The organism is Vibrio sp. STUT-A11, assembly GCF_026000435.1.
Classification (GTDB): domain Bacteria; phylum Pseudomonadota; class Gammaproteobacteria; order Enterobacterales; family Vibrionaceae; genus Vibrio.
Map to the genome: position 1 here is coordinate 1,608,833 of NZ_AP026764.1, position 13,393 is coordinate 1,622,225.

Below are 13,393 nucleotides of genomic sequence, written 5' to 3' on the forward strand. Positions count from 1 at the left end.
TTCATACTAAACGATCAAGTAGCCCTGGTCACACCGTTCTAAATGATACTAAACCATAAATAAAGATTCCTACCAATGGCTCCTACCGAGTCTGAATCGCGCTACAACTGAGTATTAACGTATCATACTGGTTGTTTTGACCATTACAGCTGTCATCACAGCTTAAACACGTCTCTGGACAAATTGTGAGTTACAACCCATAGAGCATTTTGGCTTTTCGAATTACTTCTAGTATTGCAACCATACGACCAGCCCACATGAGGCTAGCCAAATTCCCTTATCCACTACAACTAAACGGAGTATTGATGGGCGCTTGAATTCATACGTTCAGCGACACTATGGCTAGAAACAAAAGAAAATATCTTGTTTCGGTTTAGTTCTGACGCTATCTTGATTGGTAACAATATGATTTAAAAGGAAATGATAGTGAAGTGTACTTCTGATTTTCTCTCTATTTGTTGGGTTTCAGCTAACTCAGATATAGAGCCTTTCTTTGGGTTTTCAGATTTTATGTCTGCATTAGCTCTAATTTTCGTAATGTATACAATCACAGACTATAGATACAAAATTAAAGTAAATATATACAAAGTAAACCTACAGCTTATAGCCTATCTGTCCATGATATTCGTAGGCTTAGGGCTATTAATTGGTGAAGTTTGGGCAAGTGCAAGTTTACCTGTACCTAAATGGTTTCCAAGTTATAAATTTTGGCAAGCGACTCTATCCTTATACTTTGTTTCTATCGTTTTTTGGTGGGTAAAGATAGCGTTCATTGGAAAATCATCCTATACAATAAGAAATCATATTAAAGTTCTAAAAGAATATAAATCAATTCTCACTGGAAGAGATGTAAATTTAAAAAGCATTGCGATTAATGAACTAGAAGATATTATCCAAGATATAATACTCTCCACTGATCGTCGAGTGATACTTGATGATAAAAGTATCCGAACTAAAGCATTTAAAAGGCAACAGAAAATGCTCAAACCTCTTAATTCGCTTAGAATGAAAAGGTTTTTGGGGAAAGCTTTCAATGTAATTTTTAATATCAACAACAGTTTAATGGACAAGTACATTAAAAAGCATCAAGAAAAGAGAGAGTCTTCTTTTGAAATAATTCGGCTACTAAGCAACAATGAAAGCAGCGTACTATTATCAGAGTCAAGCAGCGCCTTATTAAATAACATTATGAATGCTCTGTCATCTTTAAACACTTATGAGAGACATGTCGTACCGAAATTTTTTAAGCAGTTATCTAATGCTCTTATAGAGAACAGCCATTCACACCTGCATAGTTCAAACCACCCAATTTATCTACCTATAGAGTTAGATACTAGTAGTGTTCATTTTATGGTGTACAGTAATCATAAAATGATTGAGAGTTTTACCTTAGCAGGAAGCTGTCCTTTTGATATAGACCTTTTTACTCGAAGAGATCTTAGTGTAGAGTCGTATAGAAAATTTTGTGAATCAGTTGTATATTCGTTTTTGTCTAGACAGAGCGATAAAGACTTCGATTTTAAAATACCATCTTTTCTTATTCATTCTCATACCACTATTAAGCACCATCTATATAATAGAGCAAATAAGTCACAAGGAGAGTCCTTTGAAGATATTTTATCAAGTGAATTTTATAATCACCTTCTAATTACAGCTAATTTAGTCAATGGATTATGCTCATTATCACAACTTGATAGAAAACCACGGATTATTGACGTTAAGCGACTTAATGAAAAAAACAATGAACTATTCAACTTTATGTCAAAAGTCTGCTATGATTATATACTTGTGGCACTTAGCATAGAGTCTAAAAAAGAGGGGGCTATTCACTTACAGCACTCTTGTATCACTTTAGATACGCTTCAACCGCCTAACAATAACCAAGTGAGAAACAGTTTCGACTTAATATCAAGGCTCGTTCAAAGAAAGCTATATTATAAGGTAAGACAGCTTACTAAAGGCTATGATAGAGATGGTATACTGATTGCTAGATTTTTCCTAAATATCTGTCTTCAAAGTCAAGATAGACATCATTTATCGGGACTTAATGGTAATTTTGTCGCCCTTGGTAAAAGCATAATCATTTGGTATAAAAATAACTTTTCTAGTATTTGGGAAAACAACCCTAAATTAGCGACAAAACTAATCCCAGATGAGTTTGAATATGATTCTGACACGAAAGTTATTTATAAAATGCTGATAGACTATAAAGATCAAGTCGTCGGTAGTCACAGCCTAGAAGTCTACTAAGATTTCTACCATGTTTTTAGGAAGTGTTTAAAGTTACCACTTTAGACACTTTTGATCTCTCATACTTTAACGAATAACTAGTTAAGCAACATGAACTATGACTACTTCCTGAGAGCTTTCCTTTCATTAAAATTTCTAAGGCAAAGCTACTTTGTTTGTTGATATCGTTTTATTGCGCAAACTTAATTTGGGGCAAAAATGAGTTTTAGTTTAGCCCCGTTTGATGTTTAGCCCCGTTTGAGAAATTAGTTCTATTTCCCATCTCATGTAACTCACATACAAAGGGAATACATTATTGACCAGGATCAATAATGCATTCCCTTTAGATGTGTGAAACTGCACATGATCTAGACTAGAAGTATAAAATTGTAGTGAGAGGTTGATTATGGAAGATTTGGATTTAAAAAAATCAATCATCATTAACATGGTGAAATATTTTTCAATTCTGATATGTGTAATCATCCTTACAATATTCTTTAAGGATGATGTTAGTACCATTTTAGGTAAAATAACTCGCTTAGATATAAATGGGAATATTATATCATTTGAAAATTCGACCACCTCATTCAAAGGTAACTTATCTGCTGATGAAATGTATTATCTTATTGGTAGTTCAAAAAAAGGAGGTGTACGATACGAAGATCCTGATGTAAAAGACTCAATTGATCTTCTTACGGAGAAAGGTCTAATAAACTACACCCTTGAACAAAATTTCGCAGGTGAAAACAAAGCTTTTACTGGTATATGGGCATTCCCAGAACCTACAGATAAAGGTTGGGAGCTATTATGGTCAATGAAAATAAGCCCAAAAGAAAATATAGAGAGTATAGAAAAGACAATAAGAAAAAGGAAGGAAATATTATTAGTAGAGGCTCATTTAGATTGGTCTACAGATGATTGGGAAATGTCTGCTATATCAGGGGTAGATTCTAAAGGTAAAATAACCACATATGCCAACTGTTATCAAGGAGCTGGGTGCAATGTGTTACTAACCTCAGCAGAACTTCCCATTAAAGAATTTCATATTGAGACTCTGCATGATGTCACCTCTTTTATTACCACTCGCTACGAGAAAAATTCATTTTCCAGAGAGTTCATACCCCGTTATATTTCTCGGTACGATTGCACAAAGATTGAAGAAGACACTATGAATGTATGCATTCTTCATGTTGAACATTAATTTATCTAATATACGTAAAATATTGCGAGTAACAGCTCTAACAAGCCTTGGGGCGTGCGACATGAAGTCGTATGCAGCGCTGTCCATCGCGTAAAGAATGGACCATCTGTATCACCAGGTGAGCCTAGGAGCCTGAATAAAGTAGCGGCTTTGACAATGTAACAAAGACGAGAATCTATCTTGTCGGGAGCTAAATCGTGAGAGAACGCTCCTCCTGATAACCACATAAATCGGGTGAGTGCTAGGCAGGTAGTATGGTGAACACACGTGAATCCGCATAAGGTGCGTTATCCTTGCAAACAGCGGAAGTGGTTTTTACGCTGTAGCCAAAAGGCACTAAGAGTAGGAAAGAGATTGCCCCATGTTCTTTCGTGATCAGTACGCTCTTCGCACCATAGCGGGCACCTAACCTACCATTGCGTTGTATACGGAACATGGTAAGCCTGTATCACTCCCTATGGGAAAGCCTATGTGGCCGATAGTGATGCAGGTAGAGGATGTTGGAAAAAGCGAAAGTTGCATTGTAATGATGCAGATACAGACCTATGTCTGATCACGAAAGTGAGCCTACTTCCAACTGGTCTCTCGTTGCGAGAGAGTTTGAAGAACTTTATTAAAGAAGAAAAGCAAATGATGATTTCAAACGAGATTAGTGCATCTTCTGATAGTGCTCAATGGCAATCCATAAACTGGAAAACTGTGGAAGCGCGTGTATTAAAGCTTCAGATGCGTATTGCAAAGGCAACAAGAGAAGGTAAACACAGCAAAGCGAAAGCGTTGCAATGGATACTGACTCACTCGCGTTCGGCAAAACTTCTTGCTGTTAAGCGAGTATCACAAAACAAAGGCAGTAAAACGCCTGGAATAGACGGCGTCATCTGGAACACAGATACGCGCCGTATGAAAGCTGTCAATCAATTGAGCAGAAAAGCTTATCAAGCCAAACCGCTCAAGCGTATCTACATCCCCAAGAAAAACGGCAAACTCAGACCACTGGGTATCCCGTGCATGGTCGATAGAGCGCAGCAAGCGCTTCATCTCCTTGCACTCGAGCCAGTATCAGAAACACTTGCCGACCCTAACAGCTATGGATTCAGACCAAACCGCAGCACTGCCGATGCAATCGCACAGTGCTTCAAGTGTCTGGCACTAAAGAAGTCAGCTCAGTGGGTACTTGAGGGAGATATCAAAGCCTGTTTCGACAAGATCGGGCATCAATGGCTTATGAATAACATTGCCGTAGATAAACGTATGTTAGAACAATGGCTAAAATCTGGCTTTATGGACAAAGGGTTGTTTTATCGCACTGACGAGGGGACACCTCAAGGCGGGGTCATATCCCCAACCTTGATGCTGGTGACTCTTGCAGGGCTTGAGCAGCAAATAAAGTCTGCCGCACTCAAAAAGGGTGCAAGAGCCAACTTTATTGGATACGCCGACGATTTCGTCGTCACCTGTGCTTCAAAGGAAGTGCTGGAGAACGATATCAAACCGTTGATTGCCGAGTTCTTAGCAGAAAGAGGCTTAACACTATCCGAAGAGAAAACGCATATTACCCACATCAACGAAGGCTTTGATTTCCTAGGTTTCAATCATAGGAAGTACAAAGGGAAATTGCTCATTAAACCGAGTAAACCCAATACGTTAATGTTCTTAAGTAATCTGCGTGAACTCATCAAAAAGCACGTTACCCTACCTGTGAATGATCTTATCAAACTGATAAATCCAAAACTCAGGGGATGGTCGAATTACTATCGACACTGCGTGGCTAAACAGGTATTCGGATACGTAGGTCACAAGCTATTCCATACATTATGGCACTGGGCTAAAAGACGTCATCCAACAAAGTCTAAAACTTGGATCGCCTTAAAATACTTCATCAACCGAAAAGGCCAGTGGCAGTTTCACGGTTGGCAGAAGATTATGGATATGGATTGCCAATTCAATCTCTTCCAAATAGCCAAAGTGCCTATAGAGAGACACGTGAAAATCCGAAGTGCGGCAACACCATTTGACCCTCAATACCGAGATTACTTGGCAAAGAGAAAGTCCAAAAGGCAAGCTCGCAACTCTTGGCACGTTCCTGCTCTAACTGCTTTATAAGTTGCTGGGTATCATACGATGCCTTTGTGGAGGCTTGAGCCGTATGCAGTGAAAGTTGCACGTACGGTTCTTAGGGAGACGGCACTTGGTAACAAGTGTCGTCCACCCGACAAAAACGTTTTATAAATGGCAGCGTACCGATGTGATCGCTGCCATTTTAGTATGAGACTTTACTACTCTCCCACAATAAAAATAAAATATTTAGTTTTGGGGTAATAAGTTCAACTCACGTTTACGTTAACTGAACTATAGTTCTATATATGACAATAAGATAGGTGAACAAAAGACAAAGGAAGCAGAGAAATGGAACGAGAAATTATGGAGTTTGACGTCGTGATCGTCGGTGCTGGTCCCGCAGGCTTAAGTGCCGCTTGTCGATTGGCTCAGCTCAATCAACAGCGCCAGGACGAGCCACTATCCATCTGCGTGGTGGAGAAAGGTTCCGAAGTCGGTGCACATATTCTCTCTGGAGCCGTATTTGAGACTCGCGCCTTAGAAGAGCTGTTTCCGGAGTGGCAAACCATGGGCGCTCCCCTATCCAGCTCCGTGACAAACGATTCTTTTCTCTATCTGACAACCTCACTTAACCATGTCCAGGTTCCTCACGCACTCACTCCAAACCCAATGCATAACGATGAAAGCAACTACGTCATCAGCCTTGCTAACCTGTGCCGTTGGCTGGAAAAACAGGCTGAAGAGCTTGGGGTTGAGATTTTTCCGGGTTTTCCAGCAGCGAGCATTAACTATGATCAATCCGGCGCGGTCACTGGGATCACCACGGGTGACATGGGGCTGGATAAAAACGGGCACAAAAAACCGAATTTCGAAGCGGGTATCGAGCTGAAAGCAAAATACACGGTATTTTCTGAAGGGTGCCGTGGCCACTTAGGTAAAGAGCTTATCCGTCGATTCGATTTGGATGCAGGTAAACAACCACAACATTACGCGTTAGGTATAAAGGAAATTTGGCAATCGCCAGATAATTCAGCGCAATTAGCCGGTAACGTGATCCACTCAGCGGGGTGGCCATTGAGCGAAACCGACACGACCGGGGGCGGGTTTCTGTATCATATGGATGATAATCAACTCGCCGTTGGTCTGATCATAGATCTTAATTACGATAACCCCTATTTAAGCCCCTTTGATGAGTTCCAGCGCTTTAAACACCACCCAGCCATCAAGAAGCACCTCCAAAATGCACAGCGTGTTGCCTATGGGGCCAGAGCCATCGCCAAAGGCGGGTTTTCTTCACTGCCTAAACAACAATTTCCCGGTGGACTTTTAATTGGTTGTGATGCGGGGACGCTAAACGTGGCCAAAATCAAGGGCAGTCACACCGCGATGAAATCTGGTTTATTGGCTGCAGAAGCAATAAACGTGGCACTGCAAAACTCTACACCTGAACCTGATTATCAATCTCTCTTTAAAGCGTCCTGGTTATATGAAGAGCTGATAGAAACACGTAACTTTGGTGCAAATATCCATAGGTTTGGTAGCCTGTTAGGAGGCGCACTCTCTACCTTTGAGCACAATGTATGGCGTCCACTGTTTAAAAAACCATTACCCTGGAAAGTTACCGATAATTCGCATGATGATGAACAAATCAAGCCAATCAGCGAATCTCATCCGATCGAATACCCTAAACCGGATGGTGAAATAAGTTTCGATAAGCCCTCGTCAGTGTTTCTGTCAGGCACGCAACATGAAGAAAATCAGCCGTGCCATCTCGTACTGACATTTCCACATATACCAATCGATGTGAATCTTGCCCTATTCGGTGAGCCCAGCCAACGTTACTGCCCTGCCGGAGTCTATGAAGTGATTGAAGTGGAAGGAAAGCCAACATTCCAGATAAATGCATCAAACTGCGTGCATTGTAAAACCTGCGATATTAAAGATCCTTCGCAAAACATTACCTGGAAAACACCAGAAGGCGGTGGCGGCCCGAGCTATCAGAATATGTAACCTCATGTACTTAGTGGTCTACGCTTTAAACACGGAAAAGTTTTAACAGAGTAAACAAGCAGCACTCTTCTTCTATCAGGAAGCTTCAGCATGTCTGACAATAATGACAGTACAGGTAGAGATTCTGAGAATATCGCACAAGCTGTTTTAGAGATCGTTCGAGGTCTTACACTTGAATTGGACCCCGAAGGCGGGTCGTCGGTTTCTGTACACTTAAAAAGTGACCTTGACCGAGATCTTTGTTTAGATAGCCTGACACGTGCCGAGCTGCTCACACGTATAGAAAGTCACTTTAACGTTTCCCTTCCAGATCACGCACTCGCTAACATCGTCACACCAGAGGATATAATAAGCGCTGTACTAAAGGCAGCACCATCGAGTAAAGTAAGCCTATTGAATGAGTCTGGTAACGAGATCAAACTCGATTCAGTTAATCAATTACCAACCGAGGTTGACACATTACAAGCGCTGCTCGATTGGCATGTGGCGCTTCATCCAGAACGGCCCCATCTCTATGTGTACCAGAACGCTGATGAAGTTGCGGAAGTCAGCTACCGCAAACTAAAACAACAAGCACTTAAGATCTCGGCAGGGCTGATAGAGGCAGGAGTCGAAGCGGGCGATTGTGTGGCAATTATGCTGCCGACCTGTACAGACTACTTCTATAGTTTTTTTGGCATATTGTACGCCAGAGCCGTGCCAGTGCCCATTTACCCACCTGCCAGAATCGAACATGTGGAAGATCACTTAAATCGCCATGCCAGTATCCTCAACAACGCGCAAGCCAAACTGTTAATTACGGTCAAAGAAGCGAAGCCCGTCGCTCATTTACTTAAGTTACAAGTGCCTTCTATCGACGCGATCGTCACGGCAGAAGATTTGGAGAAAGACACCACCTTCCCCGATATAGGCAATGCAGCAGCGAGTGATATTGCCTTTCTTCAGTATACGTCCGGCAGCACTGGCGTACCCAAAGGTGTCACCCTGACTCATTCGAACTTACTCGCAAACATCCGAGCCATGGGTAAAGTTATTGGTGCGAGGTCTGATGACGTATTTGTCAGTTGGCTGCCTGTCTATCACGATATGGGACTCATCGGAGCATGGCTTGGTAGTCTTTACCATGCAATACCGTTAGTGATCATGTCCCCACTGCTCTTTTTGACCAAGCCTCAGCGGTGGTTGTGGGCGATTCATCGTCATAAAGGCACCCTTTCTCCCGCACCTAATTTTGCTTATGAGCTTTGTGTTGCCCGAGTGAAGGAAAGTGATCTCGAAGGGCTAGACTTAAGCAGTTGGAGACTGTCATGGAATGGTGCTGAACCCGTTAGCCCACAATCGATCCAGAATTTCTCCGCAAAATACGCCAAGTATGGATTTAAACCAGAAACCATGTCACCGGTGTATGGGTTGGCTGAATCCTCAGTTGGGTTGACTTTTCCTGTCTCCGTCAGAGAGCCACGTATTGAATACTTCCAAAGAGAGGCGTTAAGCCAGTTTGGTCGTGCTGTACTTGCCCAAAAAGACGATCACGATACCATTCCGTTTATTGGATTGGGCTATCCGCTTCCTGAACATCAAATCCGCATCGTTGATGACCTGGGTAAAGAGTTACCGGATGGAGAAGAAGGCGCACTTGAGTTTCAAGGCCCGTCCGCCACTCAAGGTTACTATCGCAACCCTGAAAAAACTAAAGCACTTTACCATGATGATTGGCTGGTGACGGGCGATCGTGCGTTTACATTAGGGGGCGAACTTTTTATTACCGGACGCAGCAAAGACATCATTATTAAAGCCGGACGAAATATCTATCCTCATGAGCTGGAACAAGCAGTGGGCAGCATTACTGGTATTCGCAAAGGTTGTGTGGCCGCGTTTGGTAGCCATGACGCTCATTCCGGTACGGAGAAACTGGTAGTGTTGGCAGAAAGTCGCGAAACCAGTAAAGACAAAATAAAACAACTAAAAAAGAAAATAAACAAACTCTCTCTAAAACTGCTTGGTAACCCCGTAGACGATGTCATTATCGGCCCTCCCCACTCTATTCCTAAAACCTCCAGCGGAAAAATTCGCCGCAGTGCGTGTAAAGAACTGCATGAGCATGGTTCTTTTGCTAAGCAGCACCGTGCTTTGTGGCTGCAAACCATCCATCTAGCCGTTGCTGGCATCAGGCCTCAGCTTCTAAAATACATACGAACAATCTTAGACGTTGGTTACGCAGCCTATTCGTGGCTCGTACTGGCAATACTCGCGCCTATCGTCTGGTTATTTGTTGCTGTTTTACCCAACAAAGCCATGTGCTGGAAAATCACTGAGTTTGGTGCCAAGGCACTGATTAAACTCACAGGAACAAAATGCATAATAGACGGAAAGGCAAACTTACCTGCAGCGAATGACCCATGCATTTTGGTCGCGAATCATAGCAGTTATCTCGATGGGCTGGTGATTGTCGCCGCCACAGAATTACCATGCCGATTTGTGGCAAAGAGTGAGTTACTCAATAATCCGTTTACCCGAATTTTCTTAAGTAAACTCGGCACAGAGTTTGTAGAACGTTTCGATGTAGAAAAAAGTGTCGTGGATGCTAAAAGGCTGGCGTTTGAAGATCATGCTTGTCAGCCAATGGTTGTCTTTCCTGAAGGGACACTATATCGGATGTCGGGCCTTCATCCGTTTCATATGGGCGCATTTGTTGCTGCTGCAAACTCACAGGTCCCAGTCATCCCAGTTACCTTGCGTGGCACTCGCTCTAAACTCAGAGGTAATTCTCTTTTTCCGCGCAGAGGCGACATCAGTGTGACCATTAGTGAGCCACTCTACCCGAACGGCAGTGACTGGAATGCGGCGCTTGAACTGCGCGACAAAGCCCGAGCAGAGATCCTCAGCCACTGCGGTGAGCCAGATATGGCGCGTAGTTAACCAAAGTAGACAGTAATGCCATTGTCTTTGAGGTAATTAATCGCGTCTTTCGGCGCAGAGTTATCAGTCAGGACAATCGAGATTTGCTCAACTCGCCCTATCGTTGAGGGGAAAATCTGCCCAAATTTACTTGAGTCAGTCAGCACAATATTTCGGCGCTTTTTATCCAAGATGGTGGTTGCAATCTCAGCACGCATCATATCGCGACTGGTGAAACCTGTGTCTGGCTGGAATCCATCGATACCTAAAAACGCGGTACTAAAATGGATATTTTCAATGCATAGCTTGGTTAGAGGCCCAACTAAGCTCTCACCTTGATGCTGATAAACACCACCAAGCAAAATGATATTGGCGGACGTATTACGTATGAGGTGAGCAATATAGGCAGAAGGCGTAATGATGGTAACGTCACCTCGCTCCGCTAATGTTCTTGCCAGCAGCGCATTCGCACTCCCACCTTCAATTAGCACCGTCTCATTGGCAGCCACTAAATCTGCGGCTTTCTTCGCCAGTGCTTGTTTTATATCGAAACGTACTTCCAAGCGGTTATCGATATCATCACTTTGCAGAGCCATTGCTGCGCCGTGCACCCGCTTTAAGTACCCTTCTTTTTCGAGGAAATTGAGATCTTGTCGGATTGTCACCCCAGAAACGCCAATGACGTCCGATAACTCAGTAACCTGAACTCGCTTTCGGTCATTAACGAGTTGTAGGATTTCATTTTGTCTAGGGTTCACAGTTATCTCCGTTGCGTTGCGACTTTCATATATTAACGCACATAAGTTTCATTTGAAATATTTCTATCCTCTCGCTTTCATTTAATAAAAGGCGTTTTTAAATATTAAACTACGCCAGTGTCGGTTCAGATGATTATAAGCTGGCGACTAGTACTTTTTTTAACAACATGGCCAACTGACTCTTCTCATCACCTTCGAGCATATTCAACATGGTGTTCATATTCTCAACGTGCGCCTCTAGGGCAGCATCAAGAACGTGCTGTCCTTGCTCAGACAAGCGTACTTTACAACTACGACGATCTTTTTCGCTGGCAATACGCTCTATCAGGCCACGCTGAACCAGTTTTTCAATTCGGGTACTCATCGCGCCGGATGACAGCATCAGAGTTTGATACAACTCTGTCGGTGTTAACGGTTTTTGGCTGCGTCTTAGCGTTGCTAAAATATCGAACTCAATACTGCTCAATTGATGGTCTTCAAACACGGTCTCAAGCTGTTTTTGCCAACTCTGGTTTACTCGGCGCAAACGTCCTATGACACCCATCGAAGAACAGTCCAGATCTGGTCTGGCTTCGCCCCACTGACGAAGAATGTGGTCTACCGAATCCTGCATAAATCCCTTCCTCAAAAATATCTTTTCAAAAAGATACTTGATCAAAAGTGAAAGTTCCATTACTTTATAAAAAGTATCTTTTTAGAAAGATACTTTTTATAGAGCCACTATTATTCACAGGAATACTATGATGAAACGGATTCAACTCCTTACTACACTAGCTCTGACCGCAATCGCCCCTATTGTATGGGGCAGTACCTATATTGTTACGACCGAGTTATTACCAGCCAACACTCCTCTTATCGCCTCTATGTTGAGAGCGCTTCCGGCAGGCATTGTGCTGGTACTGTTTAGCCAGACTCTTCCTAAAGGTAGATGGTGGGCACGCATGGCAGTACTCGGCTTTCTTAACATCGGCTTTTTCTTTTACTGCCTCTTTTTTGCGGCAACGTACCTTCCCGGAGGGATGGCGGCGCTAGTGATGGCGATTCAACCTGTTCTCGTGATGGGGTTAAGTTATGTTTTGCTTAATAACACGTTAAGTCTGAAGCAAGGTGTCGCCAGTATGCTCGGAATGAGCGGCATTGCTTTTTTGGTCCTCAACAATCAGGCAGAACTGAGCACCAATGGCATTCTGATCGGGCTGCTTGGTACCGTCAGCATGGCATCAGGTGTGGTCATGACTAAACGCTGGGGACGTCCAAAGGATATGACGCTATTGAGCTTCACTGGCTGGCAATTGCTCTTCGGTGGGTTAATGCTGTTACCAGTGGCGTTATGGATGGAAGGTTTTCCAGCTCACCTTAGCATGAAAAACTACCTTGGTTATGGATACCTGACCATTGTAGGTGCCATGATCGCCTACTCACTTTGGTTCCGAGGTATTGAAAAACTGCCCACCACAACGGTCTCATTTCTGGGCTTCCTAAGCAGTGTTTCTGCGGTGATACTCGGCTACGTGATTCTCGATCAATCCCTTACCTGGTTACAACTTTTCGGCGCAGCCGCGATTCTACTGTCCATATTGCTGGCAGCACCAAAAACCAATTCATCTCAAACAACTACTTTGACTGATACTAAAAAGGAATTCGCATGAAACTGACTATTATCGCTGGGAGTCAACGCTCTCAATCACAAAGCCTCAATGTTGCAAAGTATCTCAGCCATATTGCAACACCACATTTTGATCAGATCCAAATCCTTGATCTACATGAACTCAACCTTCCGTTATGGAATGAAGGGGTATGGAATGGCAGTGAAGAGTGGGCACCATGGTACGATATTGCAGCAACCCTCAAAGCGTCCGATGCCTTCGTCTTTATTACCCCTGAGTGGCACGGTATGGCAACCCCAATACTGAAGAACTTTCTCCTGTTGACTACCGATGACGAACTGGCACACAAACCAGCTCTGGCGGTCAGTGTTTCGGCCAGTGTAAATGGCGTGTATCCGATCAGTGAACTTCGGATGACAGGCAGCAAAAACAATCATGTTTGCTTTCTACCTGACCATTTGATCTTTCGCGACATCGACTCGTCTCTTAATCCAGAGTTGACCGATGCTGGGGAGTTCATGCAGGAAAGAAGTATATACACGATGAGCTTATTGGCCGCTTACGCTCATGCTCTGAAGCCTGTTCACCGAGATATGTTGAACGCAGGAAAGCCTTTTCGCTATGGTATGTAA

At 43.1% G+C, this 13,393-nt stretch carries 9 protein-coding genes; 7 read left to right on the forward strand and 2 right to left on the reverse strand.

What is annotated here, in order from left to right; translation table 11 throughout:
• Positions 1–426: 426 nt before the first annotated feature.
• The 5 genes from OO774_RS22875 to OO774_RS22895 all read left to right on the forward strand — a co-directional run bounded on the left by OO774_RS22875 (position 427) and on the right by OO774_RS22895 (position 10,417).
• On the forward strand, positions 427–2,250 hold the full coding sequence (locus OO774_RS22875) for a hypothetical protein (protein WP_264906993.1): 1,824 nt from the start codon (positions 427–429) through the stop codon (positions 2,248–2,250).
• Between the two features lie 385 nt (positions 2,251–2,635).
• Positions 2,636–3,430, forward strand: coding sequence for a hypothetical protein (locus OO774_RS22880; RefSeq protein ID WP_264906995.1), 795 nt, complete (start codon positions 2,636–2,638; stop codon positions 3,428–3,430).
• Between the two features lie 630 nt (positions 3,431–4,060).
• Complete coding sequence (gene ltrA, locus OO774_RS22885; RefSeq protein ID WP_264906997.1) at positions 4,061–5,533, forward strand: group II intron reverse transcriptase/maturase; 1,473 nt, start codon at positions 4,061–4,063, stop codon at positions 5,531–5,533.
• A gap of 303 nt (positions 5,534–5,836) precedes the next feature.
• Positions 5,837–7,498: an electron transfer flavoprotein-ubiquinone oxidoreductase gene (locus OO774_RS22890; protein WP_264906998.1), complete on the forward strand. Its 1,662-nt coding sequence runs from the start codon at positions 5,837–5,839 to the stop codon at positions 7,496–7,498.
• Between the two features lie 90 nt (positions 7,499–7,588).
• Positions 7,589–10,417: an AMP-binding protein gene (locus OO774_RS22895; protein ID WP_264906999.1), complete on the forward strand. Its 2,829-nt coding sequence runs from the start codon at positions 7,589–7,591 to the stop codon at positions 10,415–10,417.
• On the opposite strand, the gene OO774_RS22900 is transcribed toward OO774_RS22895, so the two are convergent.
• Both OO774_RS22900 and OO774_RS22905 read right to left on the reverse strand, forming a co-directional pair.
• Positions 10,414–11,154, reverse strand: a complete 741-nt coding sequence (locus tag OO774_RS22900; RefSeq protein ID WP_264907001.1) for a DNA-binding transcriptional regulator YciT — start codon at positions 11,152–11,154, stop codon at positions 10,414–10,416. The two genes, OO774_RS22895 and OO774_RS22900, sit on opposite strands and share 4 nt — an antisense overlap.
• A gap of 133 nt (positions 11,155–11,287) precedes the next feature.
• A complete protein-coding gene (locus tag OO774_RS22905) occupies positions 11,288–11,767 on the reverse strand; it encodes a MarR family transcriptional regulator (RefSeq protein WP_264907002.1) in 480 nt (159 codons plus the stop codon).
• Between the two features lie 130 nt (positions 11,768–11,897).
• Here OO774_RS22905 and OO774_RS22910 point away from each other — a divergent pair, with 130 nt between their 5' ends.
• Together OO774_RS22910 and OO774_RS22915 are read left to right on the forward strand one after the other, a co-directional pair.
• A complete protein-coding gene (locus OO774_RS22910) occupies positions 11,898–12,803 on the forward strand; it encodes an EamA family transporter (protein ID WP_264908687.1) in 906 nt (301 codons plus the stop codon).
• Positions 12,800–13,393 carry an NAD(P)H-dependent oxidoreductase gene (locus tag OO774_RS22915; protein WP_264907003.1) on the forward strand — a complete coding sequence of 198 codons (594 nt, stop codon included), beginning with the start codon at positions 12,800–12,802 and terminating at the stop codon, positions 13,391–13,393. The genes OO774_RS22910 and OO774_RS22915 overlap by 4 nt, the downstream gene beginning before the upstream one ends.

Bases quoted from the DNA above. Each gene is read 5' to 3' on its own strand.
- OO774_RS22880 (WP_264906995.1), top strand. From the start codon at position 2,636: ATGGAAGATTTGGATTTAAAAAAATCAATCATCATTAACATGGTGAAA.
- OO774_RS22915 (WP_264907003.1), top strand. From the start codon at position 12,800: ATGAAACTGACTATTATCGCTGGGAGTCAACGCTCTCAATCACAAAGC.
- OO774_RS22910 (WP_264908687.1), top strand. From the start codon at position 11,898: ATGAAACGGATTCAACTCCTTACTACACTAGCTCTGACCGCAATCGCC.
- OO774_RS22895 (WP_264906999.1), top strand. From the start codon at position 7,589: ATGTCTGACAATAATGACAGTACAGGTAGAGATTCTGAGAATATCGCA.
- OO774_RS22890 (WP_264906998.1), top strand. From the start codon at position 5,837: ATGGAACGAGAAATTATGGAGTTTGACGTCGTGATCGTCGGTGCTGGT.
- OO774_RS22905 (WP_264907002.1), bottom strand. From the start codon at position 11,767: ATGCAGGATTCGGTAGACCACATTCTTCGTCAGTGGGGCGAAGCCAGA.
- ltrA (WP_264906997.1), top strand. From the start codon at position 4,061: ATGATGATTTCAAACGAGATTAGTGCATCTTCTGATAGTGCTCAATGG.